The sequence below is a fragment of the Halostagnicola bangensis genome (assembly GCF_054653435.1).
The window spans coordinates 96,504-120,023 of the sequence record NZ_BAAIGG010000004.1; the positions used below are offsets into that span (position 1 = coordinate 96,504).

The 23,520-nt window shown below is 55.7% G+C and carries 18 protein-coding genes; 7 read left to right on the top strand and 11 right to left on the bottom strand.

Annotation, left to right across the window (positions count from 1 at the left end; all coding sequences use genetic code 11):
* The first annotated feature begins 413 nt into the window (after positions 1–413).
* Positions 414–1,667: an FAD/NAD(P)-binding protein gene (locus ACYQ14_RS20340; protein WP_459890908.1), complete on the top strand. Its 1,254-nt coding sequence runs from the start codon at positions 414–416 to the stop codon at positions 1,665–1,667.
* A 237-nt stretch (positions 1,668–1,904) separates the two neighbouring features.
* Here ACYQ14_RS20340 and ACYQ14_RS20345 read toward each other — a convergent pair whose 3' ends face one another.
* The 3 genes from ACYQ14_RS20345 to ACYQ14_RS20355 all read right to left on the bottom strand — a co-directional run bounded on the left by ACYQ14_RS20345 (position 1,905) and on the right by ACYQ14_RS20355 (position 4,773).
* Positions 1,905–2,441: a DUF7970 domain-containing protein gene (locus ACYQ14_RS20345; RefSeq protein ID WP_459890910.1), complete on the bottom strand. Its 537-nt coding sequence runs from the start codon at positions 2,439–2,441 to the stop codon at positions 1,905–1,907.
* The gene (locus tag ACYQ14_RS20350; protein WP_459890912.1) at positions 2,438–3,334 is read right to left on the bottom strand and encodes a ParA family protein; all 897 of its coding nucleotides are present in this window, start codon (positions 3,332–3,334) and stop codon (positions 2,438–2,440) included. Before ACYQ14_RS20350 ends, ACYQ14_RS20345 begins: the two co-directional genes overlap by 4 nt.
* Positions 3,335–4,404: 1,070 nt before the next feature.
* Entirely contained in the window at positions 4,405–4,773 is a 369-nt protein-coding gene (locus tag ACYQ14_RS20355) for a cupin domain-containing protein (protein ID WP_459890914.1), read from the bottom strand.
* 254 nt (positions 4,774–5,027) lie between these two features.
* Between ACYQ14_RS20355 and ACYQ14_RS20360 the strand changes: the two genes are divergently transcribed.
* A protein-coding gene (locus ACYQ14_RS20360; protein ID WP_459890916.1) for an IS630 family transposase occupies positions 5,028–6,165 on the top strand; the annotation gives its coding sequence in 2 pieces (ribosomal slippage) (positions 5,028–5,461 and positions 5,460–6,165; 1,140 coding nt in all).
* Between the two features lie 106 nt (positions 6,166–6,271).
* Here the strand turns inward: ACYQ14_RS20360 and ACYQ14_RS20365 are convergent.
* From ACYQ14_RS20365 to ACYQ14_RS20375, 3 genes are all read right to left on the bottom strand, one after another.
* Entirely contained in the window at positions 6,272–7,033 is a 762-nt protein-coding gene (locus ACYQ14_RS20365; RefSeq protein WP_459890918.1) for an IclR family transcriptional regulator, read from the bottom strand.
* 95 nt (positions 7,034–7,128) lie between these two features.
* Entirely contained in the window at positions 7,129–7,488 is a 360-nt protein-coding gene (locus tag ACYQ14_RS20370) for a Rieske (2Fe-2S) protein (protein ID WP_459890920.1), read from the bottom strand.
* Between the two features lies 1 nt (position 7,489).
* Complete coding sequence (locus ACYQ14_RS20375; protein WP_459890922.1) at positions 7,490–8,536, bottom strand: amidohydrolase family protein; 1,047 nt, start codon at positions 8,534–8,536, stop codon at positions 7,490–7,492.
* A gap of 778 nt (positions 8,537–9,314) precedes the next feature.
* Between ACYQ14_RS20375 and ACYQ14_RS20380 the strand changes: the two genes are divergently transcribed.
* A complete protein-coding gene (locus ACYQ14_RS20380) occupies positions 9,315–10,412 on the top strand; it encodes an ABC transporter substrate-binding protein (RefSeq protein ID WP_459890924.1) in 1,098 nt (365 codons plus the stop codon).
* A 1,026-nt stretch (positions 10,413–11,438) separates the two neighbouring features.
* Here the strand turns inward: ACYQ14_RS20380 and ACYQ14_RS20385 are convergent.
* The 5 genes from ACYQ14_RS20385 to ACYQ14_RS20405 form a co-directional block, all read right to left on the bottom strand.
* Positions 11,439–14,528 (bottom strand): FAD-binding and (Fe-S)-binding domain-containing protein, encoded by a 3,090-nt coding sequence (locus ACYQ14_RS20385; protein ID WP_459890927.1) that lies wholly within the window; start codon positions 14,526–14,528, stop codon positions 11,439–11,441.
* A 335-nt stretch (positions 14,529–14,863) separates the two neighbouring features.
* On the bottom strand, positions 14,864–16,198 hold the full coding sequence (locus ACYQ14_RS20390) for a methyl-accepting chemotaxis protein (protein WP_459890929.1): 1,335 nt from the start codon (positions 16,196–16,198) through the stop codon (positions 14,864–14,866).
* Between the two features lie 143 nt (positions 16,199–16,341).
* Positions 16,342–16,968, bottom strand: a complete 627-nt coding sequence (locus ACYQ14_RS20395; protein WP_459890931.1) for an MBL fold metallo-hydrolase — start codon at positions 16,966–16,968, stop codon at positions 16,342–16,344.
* Between the two features lie 127 nt (positions 16,969–17,095).
* The gene (locus ACYQ14_RS20400; RefSeq protein ID WP_459891461.1) at positions 17,096–18,646 is read right to left on the bottom strand and encodes a class I adenylate-forming enzyme family protein; all 1,551 of its coding nucleotides are present in this window, start codon (positions 18,644–18,646) and stop codon (positions 17,096–17,098) included.
* Positions 18,647–18,948: 302 nt separating this feature from the next.
* Positions 18,949–19,716, bottom strand: coding sequence for an IclR family transcriptional regulator (locus ACYQ14_RS20405; RefSeq protein ID WP_459890933.1), 768 nt, complete (start codon positions 19,714–19,716; stop codon positions 18,949–18,951).
* A gap of 304 nt (positions 19,717–20,020) precedes the next feature.
* Here ACYQ14_RS20405 and ACYQ14_RS20410 point away from each other — a divergent pair, with 304 nt between their 5' ends.
* The 4 genes from ACYQ14_RS20410 (at position 20,021) to ACYQ14_RS20425 (ending at position 23,492) form a co-directional block, all read left to right on the top strand.
* Positions 20,021–20,887 (top strand): branched-chain amino acid ABC transporter permease, encoded by an 867-nt coding sequence (locus tag ACYQ14_RS20410; protein WP_459890935.1) that lies wholly within the window; start codon positions 20,021–20,023, stop codon positions 20,885–20,887.
* A complete protein-coding gene (locus ACYQ14_RS20415; protein ID WP_459890937.1) occupies positions 20,884–21,909 on the top strand; it encodes a branched-chain amino acid ABC transporter permease in 1,026 nt (341 codons plus the stop codon). Before ACYQ14_RS20410 ends, ACYQ14_RS20415 begins: the two co-directional genes overlap by 4 nt.
* A gap of 162 nt (positions 21,910–22,071) precedes the next feature.
* Positions 22,072–22,791, top strand: coding sequence for an ABC transporter ATP-binding protein (locus tag ACYQ14_RS20420; protein ID WP_459890939.1), 720 nt, complete (start codon positions 22,072–22,074; stop codon positions 22,789–22,791).
* Positions 22,788–23,492, top strand: coding sequence for an ABC transporter ATP-binding protein (locus tag ACYQ14_RS20425; RefSeq protein ID WP_459890941.1), 705 nt, complete (start codon positions 22,788–22,790; stop codon positions 23,490–23,492). The genes ACYQ14_RS20420 and ACYQ14_RS20425 overlap by 4 nt, the downstream gene beginning before the upstream one ends.
* The last annotated feature ends 28 nt before the right edge of the window (positions 23,493–23,520 follow it).

A 23,520-nucleotide genomic window follows, 5' to 3' on the forward strand; every position in this document is an offset into this window, starting at 1 on the left:
CGAGTCTGAGACGCGCCGTATCGCGTTCATCGGTTATCCAGGCGTCGGCAAGACAAATGACGATGGAGATACTTCGACGGCCGTCGACGACGGGCATCTGCCGGTGTTCCAAAGTGGACCACCGAAGCGATACCCATGGAGATACCCCCACCTGAACGACAGAGCCCCGAACGAGCATACGAGGCGTTCGAACGCCCCAAACGGTCGATCGCTACCCTCGAAGTCAGTGAGCAATCCGACGCCGACTCGCTCATCGACTTGGCCGAAACAGCGGGATATAGCGCGGCCCATTTCGAATGTAACTGCCAGTGCAACGATGCTCGCGTGCTGGCACGGCAACGAGCGAGCTGAATGGAAGATGACCTTCGCGTCACCGCAAGTCGGGGACAGATCTATCGGCGGTGGACCTGCGGATGGCCATGACGGAGATGAATCCTGACGCCCTCGTCACGATCGTCGGAGGTGGCGTCCACGGCGTTCATCTGGCCGTTCGGCTCCTGCAGGCGGACCTAATAGCCCCGAGCGAGTTGCGTATCGTCGACCCGTCTGGGCTCCTCAAGTCGTTTCGCCAGAAGTGTCGCCAATGTGGGATGGTCGAGTTCAGATCTCCGTTCGTCCATCACGTCGCTACCGATCCGTTCTCCCTCAGGGATTTCGCTCGAGCACGGGGGCGAGAAGACGAACTCCGTTCAACGACGGTCGGCGCAGAGCGACCGACGGCGTCGTTGTTCTTCGACCACGCAGAGTGGGTTTGCGATCGACACAACCTCGAATCGATCCACATAGACGCTCGAGCCACTGCTATCCGAGATAATCGGGGTGCCGTCGAGATCGAAACTACGCAGGGTCGCATCTCCACTCGGTGGTGTCTCCTCGCCATCGGACACGGTCGCTCCTTTACCGATCCGGAGTGGGCGACCGAACTGGTCTCGACACAGCCGGTGACTCACGTCTGGGATCCGACGTTCGACCCCGATTCGATCGGCGAGACATCGTCCGTCGGCATCGTTGGTGGCGGAATCACCGCCACACAACTTGCGACGACGCTCGCTCAGATGCCGGGGCGTGACGTGGTTCTGTTCGCCCGAAGCCCGTTTCGGGTAGAGACACTCGAAGCGAGCACCGACTGGATGCACTTTTCGGGCGTTACCGAGAGACTCCACGCACACCCACCAGCGTCGCGTGCTCGCGAAGAACTGGTGGCCGAAGCTCGAAACGATGGAGCGATGCCACCATACGTGTTTCGCCGACTACGGCGATCACTCGAGCAGGGGCAGATCGAACTCGAGCGATCGGAAATCGCGGTTGCAACCGAAGCTGGCGGGACAGTCGTCATCACCTGTCGCGACGGCAGCGCGTATTGTCTCGACAAACTGGTCTGTGCGACGGGGTTCGGATCGCCGTACGACGGTGAGCTGTTTCGTCACCTGCGCCGAGACTCTGGGCTGCAGACGGGCTATCACGGGGCACCTGTTTTGGACGACGACACGCTCCGATGGATGTGTCAGGACGGGACGCCCTCACAAATCGCAGTTTCAGGCGTCGCGGCACAACAGGTCCTCGGCCCGTTCGCTCGAAACGTGATCGGTGCCAGACGAGCGGGAGAGCTCGTTGTCGGATTTCTCGAGTCCGAACTCGACGTCGAGAAACGAGGCGCCCGCCTGTGAACGGAATCAATCCTCTTCCTCGCCGCCACAATGTGTGCTGGATCAATCGGAAACGTCCGTTCCCGCACACCGATTCACTCGTTTCGTCCGCTCCGGAACGGCGACGACGGCATGTGCTAGGGGCTCTTTCGAGGAGTTTAGCCCCACTCGGTGTAACAAAGCATGCCTAGCAGAGATGGTTCTCGATTAGCGGGCATCCCTCATAGATATCGCGTTATGTGATTTATGAGATCGTCGTTACTCGTTTTTCGAGTATCCCATCTGCACCAGTTCCTCGAGAACGTCATCCTGGTTCCGTAATGCGGCACGATACACTGCCTCACGGATGTCAAACTTTGGAACGTCGCGGCCGAGCGTAGACTCGAGATCAGTTATGAGATCTCGTTCGCCCTCGATGACATCGTCGTGAACGAAAAACGTGAGTCGTTCGTCGCGTTCGAACTGAACGGATTTGTCCTGAATAGCACGGCGAACGATGTAGGAATGTGACTGGTCCGACTGAGTCGACGAACGCCGGGGAGATTCCGGCTGCCGCTCGGTCGACGATTCGGACCCATCCCCTGGGGAACTGGCAGATTCGGAAGCACTTGTAGGGCCAGGGCTCGTTTGGTCCTGGTTCCGCGTGCTTTCAGCAGATTCCGACTGAACCGACCGCTCTTCGGCAGTCTCGGTCTCCGCTTTCTCGTCCGATCTCCCATCGGCAGGTTCCTCGTCGGTTGTCTCTTCGTCATCTCCCCACAGATCGTCGCCGGACCCCGACTTGAGCCCGGTCATGCGCGGACCTCCACGTCCTCACGCTCGAGAGAGCCCGCTTCCGGAGGGGTCGGTGCCTCGATGTCGCCCTGTGCTTCAAGATGGCGGGCTAGTCGATCGAATTTCTCGAGGGTCTCGAGTTCGTACTCTCGTCGCCTATCACGGTGTTCGCGCACGTACGTAAACGCACTACACTTCTTGCGCCAACAGCCCTCAAGCAGAGACGTCCGGTCTCGGAGAATAGCCGGGACGTCGAACCCCTGCGTTTCGATCTCCTCGATGATGCTTCCCTGATCCCGGGTCCCCTTGAATCGATTCGGAACCGCCGCGAGAACGCCGATATTGATCTCGAGTTGTTCCTCGAGATTCGTTACGAGGTCATCGAGCCCGCTCACGGATGCCTGTCCTTTCCCGGATGGCTCGAGCGGCAAGACGAGATTCCGTGTCGCGTCGAGGGCATTGTACAGATGCGGACCCGAACTCGCAGGCGGGTCAACGATCAGCACATCGTAGTGTTTGTTGACGTTCGCTTCTCGAAGAACACGTTGTAGCTGCGTCCACATAGGGAACGATTCGCCGAAGTCACTGCGGGCCTCCTGTTCCTTTCGCAGCGCTTCACCCAGATCCTCGAGGCGGTTGTGTTCCGGAATGATATCAACGCCGTGTTCGACGGTTCGAACGAGCTCGGTGAAGTCATCGGTTGCGCGCCCGACGAGGTGATGAACCAGCGTGTCCGTATCGGTATTCGCCCGATCGTCGTCGACATCGAAGAGGTAACTCAGGTCACCGTCCTGTGGATCGAGTGGTACGACGAGGACATCGAGCCCGGCTCGAGCGTGCGCAACCGCTAGATTGGCACTAAGCGTCGTTTTCCCGACGCCGCCCGCTTCACTGTATACCGCGTATGAAAGCATGTATGAGTTTCATTGAAGGCATCAACTATAAGTTTTCGTCAGACTATCCAACCAAAGCATATAAACTACACAAACAGACGAATCAATCACTTACAAAAAACAAATGCATCTAACAACCACAACACCTATTTGAAACCATTGTTTGTAACACCGGTTTGTAGGTTGCGTTTGTAATCTCCATTTGTATGACTCGTTTGTAACAACCATGTAGTACAAACGAATGTGGCATGCGATTGTATTCAGCATTCAACGCAAACAATAGTCGCAAATAAATGAATCATATGAAGATAATATTGGAGCGGAGGTTCCAATTGGTAGAGTTGTATATTAACACCAATTGAACAGATTATTCGAGTGCTTTGGTTGTAGGCCATCAACCCATCAATCGATGTTTTCAATTTGTTACTACAGCTATTTGATTGACAGCGAAAATAGAACGCGGAAACACAACGGAAAACTTCGTTGCACAGCACTGATTGAATCCGCTGTTCGAACCTCTCGATTAACACGGCCCAACGGATGAACTCATCGTAATAACAGGACACAAACATGAAACCTCTTGTCGGAAATCGGAGTGAAAAGTGTCTGCCCCGACCGTCGACAACACGGACCATTTCCGTGTCAAAAGATGGAACGGAGCACAAATGGATCGGCAAGGAATCGTTCTATGAGCGTCGGCTCAAGGTATCGCTCGAGCCGATACGTAAGAGGCAATAATCAAAGTGCGAAGATATATCCTATTATGCTATACACAAGCATCTGGCTAAACTCCCGGGAGTTCGGCAACCGGTGTGCCACACGGATCGGGGGATACTCGTTGGCCGTTTTACGGCGCTCTTATCGGACTATACGTATTTACACTTCCGAATACTACTCTCGGCGTCACAACGCCGCAGAGAATGGGTGCACTATATCTTTCGTTCCTCGCAGAAACGTTTGTTTCCGCAAGGATAACGCTATACAGACAGTATCAGGAGCCTGGCTCGGCGTAAACCGGTCCATCAGAAGGCAATCGAGCCGGTCGATGGATTAATTTGAACGAAAGTACGCTGAATTCGAATTTGCAGAAATTACTGTTCGTACGGATGAGCATCGTCGACAGAAGGAGCACCGAGTGCGAGTACCTCGACGGCAGCAGATGCAGACTGAGGATTAAACGCACGATGAGGACTTCCGGGATCGACAACAAACAACTCGCCGGCCTCAACGGCGAATTCTTCCGCAGGCGTCTCAACGTGAAGTGTTCCATCAATTACGTAAAAAATTTCTTCCTGCTCGTCGTGAAAATGATAAGCAAGCGGAAGCTGATCACCCGGTTGGGCCGTGTATACTCTCACACCGACATTATCCAATCCAGCGGCGGCACTTATCGAGCGTGCATCTACCGGTCGATCGTCCAGCGGTTCTATCTCGTCCGGACTTACTATTTGGTATGCCATATCTAACGGCGGTCGCGAAACGTGTTAATAATTTTGTTGTGTTATTGACGGAAGGGATAATCAAAGGGAAGGAGACGATAGTGGTGTGAAATGAATAGCATATATGCGGGGAAAGTGACAAACGTACCATAGTGTATTATCGAGCGAGTGCTGAAGTACGGGGAACGAAGGGAGTGCTCGAGTCCAAGCCAGTACTAGTGCACTTGCAAGCGTCGACTGCTTAGCTTATCTCTCCTGAGCACCTCTCTACAGGAATGGGACGGAAGAAGCACATCATCAACCTCTCCACCGAGGAACGAAGCGAACTTGAGGCGATTATTTCGACGGGTGAACACAGAGCAGAGGACATCACACGTGCACGAATCCTTCTAAAGGCTGACGAAGGGCTCACAGATCCCGCGATCTGTGAGCACCTCGATTGTTCGATCTCTACACCGTACCGCACGCGAAAAGCGTACTCTGAGCGAGGGCTTGCGGCGCTCCATCGCCGCAAGCCCGACCGCGACTACGAGCCAAAGCTCGATGGCCGTGGTGAGGCTCATTTGCTCTCACTTGCGTGCTCTGACCCACCAGACGGACACTCTCGCTGGACGTATCAGCTCCTCGCCGATCGCTTAGTCACTCTCGAGGAGATCGACCTTGAGTCGATCTCCCGAGAGACCGTTCGACAGCGGTTAAAAAAACGACCTGAAACCGCACCGCTCGAAGTACTGGCTGATTCCACCGAAACAGAACGCTAAGTTCGTCTACCGCATGGAAAGCGTGCTTGCGCTCTACCACGAGCCGTACGATGAAGATCGTCCAGTCATTTGCTTCGATGAGTCCAGCAAGACGCTTCACAAGCACGTCAGCGACCCGCTCCCGGTGCGACCGGGAGCGGTCGCACGCGAGGACACTCATTATGAACGCAATGGTGAGCGAAAAATCCATATCGCCACCGAACCGCTCACCGGTTGGCGCCACATCACGGTTACACCGAGACGACGCAAGCGCGAGTTTGTCGACCAAATGCAAGAACTCGCGGATGAGCACTACCCGGATGCAGACCGCATCCGGGTAGTTCTTGACAACCTCAACACGCACAATCCGGCTGCCTTCTACGAGTTTTGTAACCCGAAAGAAGCACGAGAGTATCTCGACCGATTCGAGTTTCACTTCACGCCGAAACACGGGAGCTGGCTCAACATGGCGGAAATCGAGTTGAGTGCGCTTAGCACCCAGTGCCTCAGCCGACGCATTCCTGACGCGGCGACACTCCGAACGGAGGTCGCCGCGTGGGAAACCGAGCGCAACAAGGCTACCGTCTCGATCGACTGGCAGTTCACTACCGATAATGCCCGAACGAAGCTACACCGGCTTTATCCAACCATCAAGGAGAAAGAGCAGAACTAGGCTATCCACACTTGCGAGGGCACTAGTGGTGATCCAAAGCCTGAACTGAGGAGTGAATCCGATAGCGGTCGACTGGCTTCCCTCATCAGTCGACGCGTGGAGCGGTTTAGTTATACACTATACTCAATTCGATATCGTCAGCGGTTGCTTTCACAAGAGGGGCGAGTTCATCGACGCAGTACTCCTCGGTAAGGCGATTAGCAGCGCCACCCGCAGAAATCGAACCAACCAGAGTATCCGTACCGTCAAATATTGGCGTACCGACCGTGTGTATCCCCGGAATATCTTCGCCTAGGTTGATAGCGAATCCTTGATTCCGAATTTCTTTCAACTCCTCGCGAACTGCCTCGGGATCAGTAGTGGAGTGTTCGGTCATCGCTGGAAGGCTGTCCGTGTCGAGTATTGCTTCCCGCCGTTCGGCGGGCAAGTTTGCTAATATCGCTTTCCCCGTAGAACTGCAGTGAAGTGGTTTCCACGTACCGATGGCTGCATTCGGGTTCAACGACGTTTCCGAAGCGTACCCATCGATTAGAATCCCTTTGTTGTTTTCCTCGATCATGCACCAAGACGTTTCACCTGTCTCCTTGGCGAGTTGTGGCAGGTTTTCTTTAGCAGGTTGATAAATAGGGTGCCGATTCCGGGCGTCGAACCCGACGGAGAAAAATTCGAGACCGATCGAATAGTCTCCGTTATCCCTCTTTACGACGAAGCCCCGTTCTCGCATCGTCGAAAGGTGGTGATGGACGTTGCTTTTTGAAAGACCTAACCGCTCACTTAATTCGGTAACGCCTGCTGCATCCGTTTCTCGTAACTCATCGACGATGGAAAACATCGTTTCGGATGATTTTATTTTCCGACTTGATCCCATGCGGTACCGTTTGCTAACTACAAACAAGAGCGTTGGGGTTCCGTGCCCGCTTGAGTACTAAAACGGGATGGCCGGTGGGTCGAACGGAGGGATGGCTAGATTCGAACGAGAATATCGTCGCCATCAACTTTGACATCAAAGACACTAACTCTCTTCCCTGACGTCTCGTGTTCGCCGGTTTCGAGACTAATTTCCCAGAGATGCCACGGACAGGTTACGGCGGGCTGGTCGGTAAAGCCACCCCTGCGCTCGTTCCAACACTGTTTTCCGTTGATCTTTTTCTCACCAACTTTATCAAGCGGCGCGTTCTGGTGCGGACAGCGATTGGTGATAGCATGGTATTCTCCGTCGACTTCGAAGAGTGCGATTTCGATGCCATCGACCTCGAAACGCATGCCTCGTTCCGGCTCTACCTCGTCTACCGTCGTTATTTTCGTGTATTCGTTCGAAGTCATATTAGATCCCGAAGAGATCCTCTGCGTTTTCGTGTAAGATTTTATTCGAAAGATCCTCATCGAACGCGGGATTGGTAAATGCCCACGTTGCTGGGTCTACAGTCTGGTGGGGCCAATCACTCGAGTACAGGAACGTATCAGCGGCCATCGACTGCTCGAGCATCTGCTCCGTATCCCGGCTTCGCTCCGGTGGAGCCATCGGCTGGGTCGTTACGTAAATGTTGTCACGAAGGTACTCGCTAGGCTTTCGACGAAGCCGTGGCTCTCCCATCTTATGCTTTCGCGGTTGTATGATGATGTCATCCGGGTGCATCTCATAGAACTCGTCGAGACGATATCGGAGGAACGGGATCCACCAATGACCCCCCTCCTCGATCACGACGTTCAGGTCCGGAAACTTATCAAAAACGCCGGACATGATCATATTAGCGACGTTCACCTGCGCGAACACCGGCCAGTCGAGGCCGAGCATTTCAGTCCAGCTGAGCATATTGTCGCCAACCGGCGTGTTCTGTGGCCACATCGAAAGCGAGCCATGAAGGACCAGGGGCAGATCGTGCTCGACGAGCGCCTCGAACATCGGATCAAACCGTTCCTCACCAAATAGTGCAAACGGGCCAAACCAGCCGTACGCTCCGATGAAGCCGTCCTCGTCACCGACGCGTCTAATTTCTTCGGCCGCACGCTCAGGATCCCACTGCGGAACCATCATCAAGCAGTAGAGATCCTCAGGAATAACCGTATCGAGTGCGAAATTATTCGCCGCCTGAACGATGGAATTTTTCAGAACCGGGTTGTGCTGCGTTGGTACGTTATTGAGTCCAATGTTAACGATCGGTTCGTCGATTGCAAACTTATCGGCCGCGAGTTTTACATCTTCGGCAACTTCGGCTTTCCCCTGTGTGAACAGTCCTTCGTTCCCACCTGGAATGGCATACGCCGCATCCGACTTCGCTTTCCGCGGGAGCATTCCAAACTCCGTGGATAGCTTTTCGCGGGCAACATCGTCCTTGACGTATTGGATCAACTGATCCTCAGTCGGGTTCATATGAAAGTCGAGATCGATTATGCGGACAGCTCTTGCTTGCTCGGGTACTTCTAATTCCGAGTCTATTTGATCAGTTGCCATATACTTTCACACATAGGGAGCGAGCTATTTAGATTTTTCGCGGACGAGCGCAACGCCCAATCCGAACTGCCACGAGATCAGATTATTGCCCTTCTCACCGAACACTCACCCAAAAAGGAGGGTCCTAAACAAGAGCGAGATTCCGGCGTATTTGATAACCACGATCGATAGTGAATCGGATGATACTAGCAAAAGGAGCAGGATTAGAGGCTACGGTGCGGAAAATATCGATAATCACCCGTATAAAATATGTTTTTCTTGTTTGAGGGGACCGACGAACACCCATAATAGATAATGTAGTATCTGTTTGTCCATAACAAACGATAAACAGTCGAATGCGAAGTGGAGCGAGTGAAATTACACAAGTACAAATGTAATATCCTAGCCTGCGGTCGCTGATTAATCGGGAAACACCATTGACGGAACGTTTTGTTCAACACCAACAAACAATCTACTACGAAGTGAGCACGCATCTATTCTCCTCGAGAAAATAGACACTGCAGGTCAAATACGACGTGTACGGGGTTGATCCCCAATCTATAAGTCGTTCTAAAGAGCACCTCCGTATGCTGTGGCATAACAGACCATGACAAATTTAACAGTGAACCGACGAACATTCGTCTCAACTAGCATTGCAGGCACGTCACTCGGAGCAATCGCGGGTTGCATCTCCGGTGGAGGTGATGACGATACGGTTATGATCGGAGGGTTACAACCCTACTCTGGTGCATTCGCCGATTTCTCGGCTGCGTACGAGCCCGGAATCGAATTCGCACTCGAGGAGATCAATGACAACGGAGGCGTCCTCGACAAGGAGCTCTCTTACAACGGAATTGATACGGAAACGAACCCAAGAGAAGCAACGACTGCAGCCACTCAACTGGTCGAGAGCGAGGGCGCAGTCGCGCTCGTGGGGCCGGTTTCAAGCGATGTCGGCGTCGCTACCGCAAACCATGTCGAAGATCTCGAGGTTCCGCTCTTTCTCCACGCCGCTGGTGACCATCAAATACTGAGTACGGATTCCAGGTACACCTTTCGGGTCGGCCACCTCCCCGCTCCGACGACCATCCAGGCGCAAGCAGAAGTAGTCGAAGAGGAAGGGTACGAGAGTGTCAGTGCAATTATCGGCGACTATGCGTGGGGACGAGCGGTTGAGGAATCGATCGAGGAGTTCTTCCCCGTCGACGTCCAGATCGAAGTCGCCCCGTTCGAGGAGGACAACTTCAATCCATACTTGCGGAATTTACCGGAGGATACCGAATTCTTGGTGGGTTCGGGTCATCCGTCCGGCGTTCACGGAATGTTTACACAAATGCTCGAGATCGGACTCGAGCCGGATTTATTTACTGGGGGACTTCAGGAACCGTCCGCGAGCTATAACGCCATCGGTGACGATATTACCCGCGGATTTGCGTTCTTCCATCAACCCGACGTCTATTCGGATCAATACCGTGAAGCGGCAGACCGATTCTACGAGGAGAGCGGTGAATACTTCGGATCCACACAGGCGCTCGGATACGTGACGACGCATCTGATCGCTCAGGCGGTCGAAAACGCGGACTCGGAAGATCCGACCGAGATTAGTGACGCCGTTCGCGAAATCGAACTGGATACGCTCTTCGAAGCACCCCTCGAATACAGCGAATGGGGAGAACTCAATAACCAGTCCCAGATATACAGCGAGTTCGAGACGGAAGCACCGGACTACTACCCCGACGGTGACTTCCGATTGGTCGAATCGTTTCGGTCCGAACCGTTGGAACCGTACAATCCCGATGAAATGCCACTCGGATAAAGTGACAATAAAACAATGCTGTGGACACGCAACAAAATAGAGTGGCGGAAGACTATCTCGAGATTCGATGATTAGGTAGTCCACTATCGGAAAACGAATGTAACTAGTCAACACAGAACGCCGATCGGATTGAGATGAGTGGAGACGAACGTATCGTCAGTACCTAGTTGAACCCATTTGAGAACCGATCAGTTTGTAGAGTGCTTTAGGCGGGTTTTCAGCCATCTCAGCGAATGAACGCGGAACAATGCGATGAGCCGTAGACCAGACGAGCGCAACATTCGGCAGGGCAATCATCATAGCAACCATTTATCAACTATTCAATACCTTTTCGGGGGATAGCGATATTCTCGAGCATAACCCATATCACCGATCACGACTTTCGAGTTCTACAATCGATCTATCCGGACTACTAGTAATAAGTTTTCTATCAGAATTAGGGAGATTCTATATTGTAGTATTAAAACAATATTACACAGGTAGATACGGTTTCTCATTTTCACAATCATATGACCAGAAATAGTATTGACCTCCGAATGTTTAGCACAATGAGGGAGAGATATGGGTACACTAATATCATATTTCTTGATGATGACTACATTCGGATGACAAACCTCTCCCGCGGGTTGCACTGTAAAATACGGTAGATTAAGCGATCGTTCGGACGAATGCCGGTTTTATCACTTCAAACAGTGGATGCCAAATAGTACATCATATTGATACATGGTCCATCAATTAGAATAGTGTGTATTTAATACACTATTACAACACACATATATAGATACAGTAATTCACCAAACATATACTTACAAGTGGTGAAAAACTCCTTCTGTTCGATTGCGGAAGGAGAATAAGAGACAGTACACGAGACACAGTATTTCTCTGCAACCATTTAAGGGGAGAGAGGATCACGTCTCAAAGTAACCGAACGGAGATACCACACGCATTAACGTATATGTCTGTCAGCATTTCCGAGAGAACAGAAAAGATAGATCGTGTGAATGATGTCTACGGTGTGTTACGTAATCATCGCGAAATCGCGTGAGCAAGCAACTCGACCGGCGTCGGCGGAGAATCACCGTCGAGATCCGACCCGGAAAGTGAACTACCAGCTGGAACGGGATCTAGGCTCCTCTCCTCGAGTTGGGTACGACACGAATTACCCGGTGCCGTCACGACAGGGGCGTCACTCGCGTTGATCTGGTCAACAAGGATGTCGGCGATCGACTGACTCATCGAATAATGCTCGGCCTCATAACCGAACGTTCCGGCCATCCCGCAACAGCCCGAATCCAAGGGATCGACCTCGTAGCCGGCACGGCGAAGAACGCCGACCGCGTGGTGTTCTTTTTTCGACGCTTTCTGGTGACAGTGGCCGTGGTAGGCAACGTGGTCGTCCGGCGCGTTCCAGTCGATAGCTTCGTCAAGGCGGAACTGATCGACGTATTCACAGATACCGTATGAGTTCGCCCCAACGGACTCGACGCGGTCACCCGAAAGGAGGTCGAGTGCATCCGACTGGAACATGACGGCGTCCGACGGTTCTACGAGGACAACATCCCACCCGTCACTAACGCGTGGCTCGAGTTCCGCAACGTTTCCAACCATCCGTTCGCGAGCGAGATCGATGAATCCTTTCGAAAGCGGGGGCCGACCGCTCCCAGTTCTAGTGGCGATATCGACGTGCACGCCAGCAGCCTCGAGGACGTGGATAGCCGCTTTCCCAACCTCGGGATGGCTGTAGTTGGTGTACGTATCGGCAAAAAGGACGGCTTTTCGATTTGCCTCCGCGAGCGGGACTTTCGAACCCCCGCGTGCTTCGAACCAGTCCTGGACGGTCTCGCGGTGGAACGTCGGAAGGGAACGCTCCCGCGCAATACCGACCGTTTTCTCGGCAAGAAGCTTCGATCCTGGAATCGACTGCGCGAGGTTCGAAACCGGCGCGAGCGTGCTTCCAAGAGAGGCGAGTGTGTCGAAATTAGCGAACAGTTTGTCACGGAGACTCGCTCCCTGTTCCTGGTGTCGCGCGTGCATAACCTCGGTTTTGAGCTTGGCCATATCGACCTCGCTCGGACAGTCTCGAGCGCACCCTTTACAGCCGATACAGAGATCGAGCACCTCCTCGGCGAACTCGTCGTCGGTGGGGTCGTCCGGAAGATCGCCGCTCATCGCTTGGCGTAACAGATTCGCCCGGCCTCGAGTCGCCGTAATCTCCTCGTCTGCGGCGCGGTAGGTCGGACACATGACGCCGCCGGTTGTGTCCTGACTACCTCGACAGCCGCCACAGCCGTGACAGAGTTCGACCATTCCCTGCATTCCGTTCTCGTTGTCCCAGTTCAGGGCGGGATCGAGACCGGCGTCATAGGCGTATTCGTCGTCGTAGCGCAGGTGCTCGGTCATGTCGTGATCGCCGCAGACGTTTCCGGGGTTGAGCAACCAGTCGGGATCGAAGGCGGTCTTTAACTCGCGGAACGAGTGCCAGAGTTCGTCCCCGTAGAGTTTGCGGTTCCACTGGGTTCTCGCGCGACCGTCGCCGTGTTCGCCCGAGACGCTCCCGCCAAATTCGACGACCATGTCGGTTACCTCGTCGGCGATATCGACCATGTCCGAGCGGTCGCGATCCGCTTTCGTGTTCACGAGCGGGCGAACGTGTAGCACGCCCGGTCCGGCGTGGGCGTAAAAGGCGGCGTCGTTGTCGCGGTCCTTTTCGGCGAGTAGTTCCTGAAACCGCTCGACGAACTCGGGGAGGTGTTCCGGCGGCACGGCACAGTCTTCGATGAAGCTGATGTGCTTTTCGTCGGACGTCCGCGAGAGTAAGATCGGAAGTCCGGCCTTTCGAAGGGTCCAGAACATCGTTCGCTCTCCGCTCTCGTGGGCCTCGAGACCGGCAAATGCCAGGCCGTCGTCGGACCGTGGATGATCGGCCGGTGGCGGGTTCTCGGTGTCGTCGCCGCCATCCGGCACTCGATCGGCGAGAACGCCGGCCGTTTGATCTCGTCCGTCATCGTCGTCTTCGGCGTAGAATTCGACGAGCAACGCGGCGTTTGCCGCCGGCGGAACGAGCGAAGCGGCCTCCTCGAACTCCGCCGTATTCCGAGCCAACCCGAGTAACACGTCGTCGATAAGTTCGACGGCCGCCGGATCATGTTCGAGAACGTACTGAACGTCGGTGACCGCCTCGAGGACGCTCTCGTAGAACAACAGCGAGACGGCCTTGGTTTCCGGAAGGGGCTCGAGAGAGACCGTCGCCTCCGTGACGATAGCGAGCGTTCCTTCGCTCCCGGCGAGTAATCGGGCGAGGTTGACAGTTCCCGTTTCGGCTTCCTCGACCAGGACATCGTAATTGTAACCGGAGACGTTGCGTTTCAGATCGGGGAATCGATCTCGGACGGCGTCCGCCTGTTCGTCGAGAATCGTGGTGATCTGGGCGTAAACGCGCTCGAGAAGGTCGCCGTTCGGATCCGCTTTCGCACGGATCTCGTCGACGGAAATCTCGCCCAGCGTCGTCACGGTCCCGTCGGCGAGGACAGCTTCACACTCCTCGATGTACGCGTCGGTCTTTCCGTACACGAGCGAGTGCGCTCCGGTCGAGTTGTTGCCGATCGCTCCGCCGATGGCGCTGCGGTTTCCGGCCGCCGGATCGGGAGCGAACTTCAGGTCGTGCGGTGCGAGCGCTTCGTTGAGCGTTTCGAGGACGGTTCCGGACTGGACGTGAGCGCGTTCGTCCTCGGGAGAGATCGAAACGATCCCGTCCATGTAGCGGGTGAAATCGAGGACGACCGCCTCGTTTACGGCCTGTCCGGCGAGGCTCGTTCCGCCACCCCGCGGGAGGACTGGGATCTCGCGTTTTGCACAATAGGAAACGACGCTGGCGACGTCCGGGGTTCCGTCCGGAAAGACGACGCCGATCGGCGTCTGTTCGTACGCACTCGCATCGGTCGCGTACAACTGCCGCGTGTAGGTATCGAAGCGAACGTCGCCGTCGAGACGCTCCCTGAGATCGTCGACGAGACCCGGACGGTCGACGTCCGTAGAGACGTACTCGTATTCCGCTCTGGAATCCGTTGTCGGGGTGGCTGTACTACCGTCGGGTGGATTATTGGAACTCGTAGTCATCGCTTGTAATTGGACGATTCGAACAGGGTTTCACGGTTGTGGAAAGATAGTTCGGACCACGGCAGAGACATCATTGTCTGGCAACAGTACCGTCGCCCCGAGGTCGGGGATGGATGCCAGCGTAGAGTCGATACTCGTGATACCGAGAACGGACAGATTCGCTTCAGGAAGTTCATCAGGATTCGTTATGCTCCCAATGAGACGGTTTCGCATTCACTGAGTACCAGACACCAGCGCTATTTAAATATTTTTTCTCGCACTGTCCTCCTGACAGCCATATTACTCCAACAGTCGTGGGCGAACAAATCGGGCGCGAGGATGCCGAAATACCGACGCTAGGAGAGATCAGACTCGAGGTCTCGAACGTCGTCCCGAACCTCTCTGACCTTTTCGGCCTGCTTATCGTTGGTTTCCGCGAGGGTCTCGATTTCGTCCGAAACGTCCTCAATCTGGTCGACGGATCTGCCGAGCATCGTGGCAACCTCTTCTGCAGTTGCCGCCTGATCGTCGGTTGCCCCGGCTATTTGTTCGATCCCAGTATTTGCTTCCTCGACTGCGGACTTAATTTCGGATTGCTTGTCGTCGACCATACGGGCCCGTTCGATTGCATCGTCGACCCGGCTGATCGTCGTTTCGACGCTTTCGATGGTTTCGGTCGTGTTCTCGCTGACATCGTCGACGATGTCTTCGATCGTTTCGACCTCTTCTTTCGACTGGTCGGCGAGTTCTTTGACTTCGTCCGCGACGACGCCGAACCCTTCCGCCCCTGCATCGACCTGTGCTGCCTGAATGTTCGCGTTGACCGCGAGGAGATTTGTTTCGTCGGCGATTTGATCGATCACGTCGACGACTTTGTCGATTTCTTCCATCCGCTGTTCGAGGTTGCGGCTGCTTTCCGAAAGGGTGTCGGTGGCCCCTCGAACGTCGTCGATCATCGTGACGATTTCGCCGGTGGCGTCCTTCGATTCCTCCGCCAGTTCGGCTGCGGCTTCGCTCTGACTACTGACTTCCTCGGCGCTGGCGGAAATTTCCTCGACGGTCGCTGAGAGCGATTCCATCTCGTTGCGCACCTCGACGAGGTTTTCGACTTGCTCTTCGGCGAGGTTGTCGACTTCTTCGGTGGTTTCTGCGTTTGTTTCGGCGGCCGCCAATAGATCTCCAACTGCTCCCTCGACAGTCTCGCTAATGGCCGTCTGAATTCGCTCCAGTTCTTTGCGCTGCTCGACCAGATCGGTGACGATCGAAACGTATTCGAACGCACCGATAGATTCGCCATCGGGAGACCGCAACGGAGTACCCGCCGCGCGAATGTGCCAGCTATCGCCGTCGCTTTCGCCGGAGCGGATCTTGTCTTCTCGGACCGGTTCTCCCGTGCGAGCTATCTCCTCGGCCAACGTTTCGTCGACGCCGTCGGTCCCGATAACGTTCATCGCCTTGTTCCCGACGGCATCGTCTTTGGTGATGCCAGTCATCTCGACGTGAGCATCGTTCCAGTGGGTGATCGTTCCGTCGTCGTCGACGACGACCACAGGCTCCGGAAATTCGTCGACGAGATCTCCAAAAAGACTTCGCCAGAAGTCCCGCTGTTCACGAAGGTGCTCCAACTCGGTTTCGTCCCCGTTAGTTTCGGCACTGTCCGAAGGTTGAAGCAATAAATTCCCATCAGCCATTTACAAGGTTATAACCAGACGAGTATAATATAACTATTGGCCGCGAATAGGCGGAGAAAGCAGGCTATCCGGAAATTCTGCTAGACAGTCCTTCAATACTTCGATCCGAGCCCGTGGTGAATGCCGTTTCTCCCCGAAGCAGATTACTGGGGCTTGCCGTCGAAGTTAACGAAGTCGTCGAGTGTAGCCACCGCATCGGTTTTCACAGACGAACCGTGATAAACGAGGCCGACATCGAACTCGAACTCGAGGAGTCGATCGAGGTGTTCGTCGGCTTCGAGCAGGTTCGCCGAGTAAAATCCGGTGGGCAAGACGAAGTATCCCGACGGCAGGCCTCGAGCGTCCGAGCCGAACACTGCATCACCGAGAACAGCGATACCGTTCGCTTCGTCGACCAGTGCGTGGTGATCGGGAGTGTGACCGGGAACGTGTACGGCCTCGAACGGCCCGATGGTATCGCCGGTTGAAAAACGCCGGTCGACGAGCGAGTCGTCGACGTCCGTCTGCGCCGGAACCCACGTTTCGACATCGTACCGTTCGTTTACCGACTCAAGACCGCCGATATGATCTCCATCTCCGTGGGTAATGATCACGCGTTCGGGTTCGGTACCGATTTCCTCGATTCCTTCGAAGAGCGCGTCAGTAGTGGTTGCAAGGCCCGTGTCGACGAGGGTCGGCACAGGGAGATCGAAGAAGTGTGCTCGGTAGCGTCCGTTGCCATCGTCCCGTACCGTGATATCGTACACTCCCGAAACGAACTCGGTGACCATACCTCGGCTTCGTTCCCATTTTTATTAAAATTACTGTCTAAAACAGGTCAGGAGCCCGAATGCGACTACGGTGACTCGTCTCGAACGAACAGGGAACGGTGTCACCGAAAAACGCCAATCGGCTCGATTATTCGGTATCGAAGAATTCGCGCGATACCGTCTCTCGTTCGATCGTTCCGGTATCAGTCCGGGGGAGTTGTTCCTCCGTAAGGATGTACTCTCGCGGTCGCTTGAAATTCGCCAGCCGATCGTGATCCTGACAGAACTCGTCGAGTTCGGTTTCAGCGGCCTTCGCCTCGTCCTCGAGGCAGGCGACACAGACGACTCGTTCTCCCCAGTGATCGTCCTCCAACCCGATTACGACCGCCTCGTCGATGGCATCGTATCCCTCGAGAATTTCCTCCACTTCCTCGGGGTAGATGTTTTCGCCCCCGCTAACGATCATGTTGTCCGCGCGACCGATTATATGGAGGGTTCCGTCGGAATCGATCTCGGCGATGTCGCCGGTTCGAAGCCACTCCCCGGCGAAAAGTTGCTCGGTTTCCTCCGGACGGTCGAGGTAGCCGTCCGTCATTCCATCGCCGCAGGCGATCACTTCTCCGGTTTCGCCTGCACCGACCGTCGCGTCGGGGTCGACGGCATCGGATGATCCCGCGGGTTCCACGACTCGGATCTCCCACATGAACGATTCGTTGCCGATCGTTCCGGGATGTTCTGACTGGAGCGATGGATGCGCGTACGTGAGATTCGGACCGCCCTCCGTCAATCCGTACGTATTGTAGAGGTTATCGGTGAGGTGATCGGAAACGTCCTTGACGAGCGCCTCTGTAACGATCGACCCCCCGGTTCGAATGTACGAAAGATCGGCGATCGCATAGTTTTCCTCCCGCTGGGCGTCGAGAAGCGCGTGGAGCTGCGTCGGGACCGCGAGTAGTCCAGTAATATCGTACTCGTCGATGAGTTCGAGCGCTTCGTGCGGATCGAAATGGGTCTGAATTACCATCGTCGCACCGACCTGGATGTGCGGAAGGATCCACGCGTCACACGTCACCATGTGATACCACGGGGACGTGACGAGTGCGATATCGGTCTGTTCGATACCCATCTCCATTATCACCTGGGTGCTTCCGAGCCACATCGACTCCTGGTCGTGTAAAACGGCCTTCGGCGTGCTCGTCGTTCCGCTGGTGTAGAAGATCCCGTGCTCGTAAGAAGAGTCCGTCTCGAGCGCTTGGCTCGAGGCCTCCTCGAGAATCGCGTCGTACGATTCGACGGCGTCGTGATCCACGGACGCGTCACCGCGGTGAATACCCGTCTGAATAGCCGACCGGTCGATAACTTCCAGTGCTTTCTCGACGTTGTTGTCGTCGAAGAGTAACGCCGTCGCTTCGGTCGGCTCCAGCATCGAGACGATGCTCCCCGGGCTCTCCCGAAACGGCAGTTGGACGTTTCCGATACCGCGCTTGTGACTCGCTACTATCGATTCGATAGCTAACACGCCGTTGCACGCCAGCGTCGCGATACGGTCCCCCCCGCATCGCTCCGTCAACGCGTTCGCCAACCGAGACGATCTGTTATCGAGTTCCCCGTATGTTTCGCTCCATCCGTCGTCAGTAATAATCGCTGTTTCTTCCGAATTACACCGTACTGACCTGTTAAAAGACTCAATAAAGTTCATCGTTTCTCCAAGGTACGTCATACCACTTCCCATCTACATTAATAATTTTCGTCTGACGCCACGGATACGAGAGTACCCGAATTGGGACTGCTGGCGCCGTTTGATCGCGGGTGGCGACGATTGCTGACCGGCGTGGATCGGTTCGTCAGAGACTCGAATGCAAGAATGAGTCCGAAGAAACTCGAACGCAGGACGGGTTCGAAAAGACTCGAGCGCAGGAATAGGCCGAGCGACGTTCGACGAAGCGAGGTTCCAAAAAGTGCTCGGCTAGCAACGGATCGGAGGGCTATCACGCTGGACGATCAGTCGTACGCCAGGCGGAGTTCGACGTCGTTGACCGCTTCCAACAGTGGATCCCGGAGCTGTGTCTCACAGTACTCCTCGGTGAGTCGACTCGCGGCACCCGCAATCGTGATCGCAGCGATCGGTTCGCCATCGAGAATAATCGGTGCCGCAATCGCGTGCACGCCCGTGAAGTCCTCTTTCCGGTTCCACGCGACGCCGGTGGCACGAACTTCCTCGAGTTGCTCCTCGAGTTCCGCTCGGTCCGTGATCGTGTTCTCGGTATGGCTCGGGAGGTCGTCTTGAGCGGTCAGTTCGTGCACTGTTTGCTCCGGTAAGTGCGCGAGAATCGCCTTCCCGCCCGAAGTCGAATGTAAGTGTTTCCATTGTCCCACCACGGAATGACTGTTAAAGGTGTTATTTTTCACGGAGCCGTACAGAAACATGACTCGACCGTTTTCGTGGACGACCAACCACACTGCTTCGTCCGTTTCGGTGGCGAGCATGTCTACCCTGTCTTTGGCGGCGTGAAAGACATCGTACTGGTTTCGAACGTCTATGCCGTCGCCGAAAAACTGCAATCCGGGCCGGTAGGTCCCCCCTTCGTTGACGACGTACCCGTGTTGTTCGAGGGTGGCGAGGTGTTTGTGGACGGTACTTTTCGCAAGCTCGAGCGTCTGGGCAATCTCCGTGACGCCCGCGCGCTCTGAGTCCTGAACGCATTCGACGATGGCGAACAGGGTTTCGTCGGATTTGACCGATTGGCTTTTCGATTCCGGACCACTCATTGAGAGACGTTACTCGTCGGTTCTATTGAAGCTTGTTCACGAAGTATCGAAACCGACTGGTCGGTGAGCGTCGTCTACGAGACACGCCCCCGTCGGCGAACTCGCAGCCGTTCGGGGTCTGAGAGCGATGCACTTGACAATACCAACCAGAATTTATAATAGTCTGCTGGCAAGCTATACGATAGAGCATGGTTAGAAGTTCACATGGAAATGGGAGACACACGGGACGGGAACCCGTGATAGTCTACCACAACCACACTCAAGAAGGAAAACGGTCATGTCCAGCGGTGGGGAGGACCGAGAGATGGTAGGAGAGTTCGCAACCCGAGTAATGGAGCTCCTGATCGACGGCATCGCTCAGGGCGTGGTGCTCGCACTGCTCGGGATCGGCATCACCATCGTCTTCGGTCTTGGCGGAGTGTTGAACCTCGCAATCGGCATCTTCGCCGTACTGGCAGTGGTCGCCGCCGTCGCCATTCTCGGCGTCGTTCCGAGCGCACCGGCGGCCATCCTCGCCAGCATCATCATCGTCGCGCTGGCCGGATTAGCCATCGACAAAACGGCGCTCTCGCTGGTCTATCAATCCGAGGGCGAAGAACGAATCCTCCTGGGTATCTTCGTCACCCTCGGGCTGGCGATCTTCCTCGAGGGGATCCTCGTCACCTACTACCCCTCGAGTTACTCGCTCTCGAGCGGCGTCCCGTCGATGACGCTCATGGGCGTCCAGATTCGGGGCTCGTCGATCGCGGTAATCGGGATCTCCATCGTGCTGTTTGCGATCCTGTATTACTTCTTCAGCCGCACCTACCTCGGCGCGGCGACCCGAACCGTCATGCAGGACGAAACCGGCGCGATCCTGTGTGGGATCAGCCCCCGACGGATGCGGACATTCGTCTTCGTCCTCAGCGCAGTTATCGCCGGCATCGCCGGAATCCTCTACAGCTTTTCGGCGACGGTGAGCGTGGCGACCGGCTTTGAACTCACCATCCTGGCGCTGATCGTCTCGATCGTCGGCGGCGTCACCAGCATCGTGGGAGCAGTCGGTGCCGGGCTCGTCATCGGCATCATCGTGACGTTCACGAGCGCGTACGTTGGCGCGTACGTCGCGGAAGTCATCCTGTTCGTAATCGCCATTATCGTTCTGATCGCGCGACCGGAGGAGGTAGCATGACTGACAGCCAATCAACTGTAAGCTTGAACTCACTGACGACGTGGGACCGGATCAAGGTCCCCTTGCTCGTAGCGTTGTTCGCAACGATACCGCCGTTGTTCTTCCACCTGCAGGTGATCTCTCGGCTGTTCGTTATGATTCTCATCTTCTCGGTGCTGGCGCTCGCGCTCAACATCGTGTTCGGGCACACCGACCAACTGTTCCTCTTCGTGGGGGCTTTAACCGGGCTCGGTGCCTATTCGACGGCGCTGACAGCCGACTACCTCGGTGTTTCGCCCTGGATCACGATTATTCCCGGCGCGATTTTCGTCGGCCTGATCGGGCTCGTCGTCTGTTATGTCGCCGCGAGACGGCGGTTCACCGTCATTTTGATCTCGATCCTGACGCTCGCGCTCCAGTTCGCGATCATCGAGATCTTCGTCGGGGCCCGCAACATCACCGGCGGGAGTACCGGATTCACGTTCTCCGGACTCGGACTCGAGCCGGTCCAAGACGCCCTCGGCGTCCACGAACACTTCGTGCTCTACTACATGCTGTTGGGCATCCTGACGGCACTCCTGTTGTTCTACCAGTGGCTTCGCACTTCGAAGTACGGCGTCGCGTTCAACACCATCCGGCAGGACGAAATCGCCGCCGAAGCAATCGGCGTCAACGTCGTGCGCTACAAGTCCATCGCCGGGTTCGTGAGCGCGTTCATCATCGGGTTCATCGGACCGATGTACGCACAGCTCGAGGGCATCATCTTCCCGGGACTGTTCGCGTTCGACGCGATCGACGTCCTTGTCTTGATCATCCTCATCATCGGCGGGCTCCGAACGACGCTCGGGCCGGTCGTCGGTGCGGCGATCGTCATCATGGTCAACGAGGAGCTCCAGGGCTTCGGACAGTGGCGGACTGCCCTCTTCGGGTTCTTGCTGATCGTGATGTTCCTGTACTTCAGACAGGGCGTCGTTCCCTACGCCGATAAGATCGAACGAGAACACCTTCGCATCAGAGAGCGGTTCACCAACTGGTTAGACTGAACGCCAGCAAGGAAAATCGCCTCCGCGACTGAATTGACGGCAACGGACACTTTTTCCAGTACCCGCGCGGGGATTCGAAGACTGGACGACGAAATCCGTCACAGAGTGTGACGGACCAACAGAGCCCAAACAATTTATACCGGTGGGAGAAAATGTCGCAGTATGTTACGCGGGACAAACGTCACGAAGCGATTTGGTGGGCTGACGGCCGTCGACGACGTCAGTTTCGAGATCGAACAGGGGGAAATCGTCGGACTGATCGGGCCGAACGGAGCAGGTAAGACGACGCTCTTTAACACTATTACTGCGGTTCATCCACCCGAAGAGGGGTCGATCGAGTTCAACGGGACGGAGCTCACGGATCTCAAACCGCACGAAATCGCCCAGGAAGGGATCGCTCGAACGTTCCAGACCGCACGGACGTTCAACGAATCGAGCGTCCTCGAGAACGTCGCCGTCGGCTCGATCTTCGGCAACGACGAGTCGATCGAAGTCGCCGAAGAGCGGGCTCGAGAGTGTCTCGAGTTCGTCGGGCTCGCCGACCTTGAGGCCGAAGAGGTCAGCAGCCTCAATCTTGTCGACCGGAAGCTCTTAGAGCTGGCACGCGCACTGGCGTCGAATCCCGACCTCATCCTCGTCGACGAAATCGGCAGCGGCCTCACCCCCGCCGAGCTCGAGGAGCTAACTGAAAAGCTAAAGCGAGCGAGCGACGAACGGACCATTTCGATCATCTGGATTGAACACATCATGGAGGCGATCATGGGCTCGACCGATCGAATCATCGTGCTCAATCAGGGCGAGAAGATCGCCGACGCGACGCCGACGGAAGTCCAGCAAAACGAGCGAGTGACGGAGGCCTACCTTGGAGGTGCCGAAGTATGACGCTGCTCAACGTCGAAGACGTTAACGTCGGCTATGGCGATCTGCAGATCCTCTGGGACGTCTCGCTCGCGATCGAGGAAGGCGAGTCGGTGATCGCCCTCGTTGGCCCAAACGGCGTCGGCAAGACGACCCTCCTGAAAACGCTCTCGGGCATCCTCGAGCCCAGCTCGGGAACGATCGAAATTCTCGGTACCGATATCTCGAACTACTCCGCCGAGGAGATCGTCGAAAACGGATTCGTCCACATCTCAGAGGAACGCAACCTGTTCGGCGATATGTCCGTCTACCAGAACCTTCGAATGGGATCGTACACGGAACGAGACGCCTTTGACGACACGCTCGAGGAGGTCTACGAGATGTTCCCTGTCCTCGAAGAGCGCCGCGAGCAAAAAGCCGGGACGCTTAGCGGGGGCGAACAACAGATGCTCGCAATCGGTCGGGGCCTGATGGCACAGCCACAACTGCTCGCACTCGATGAACCCTCCGGTGCGTTGGCTCCCCAACTCGCTGAGCGCGTCTTCGAGAAAATCGAAGATATCAGCGACGATGTTCCCGTGTTGCTCGTCGAACAGCACGTCGACCGAGCGCTCGAGATCGCCGATCGAGCGTACCTCCTCGAAAACGGACGGATCGTCACCTCCGGGACCGGTGACGAACTGCTCGAAAGCGACCACGTGATGGACGCCTACCTTCGTGGCTGATAACCGACAAACGCGACGGCTGAGACTC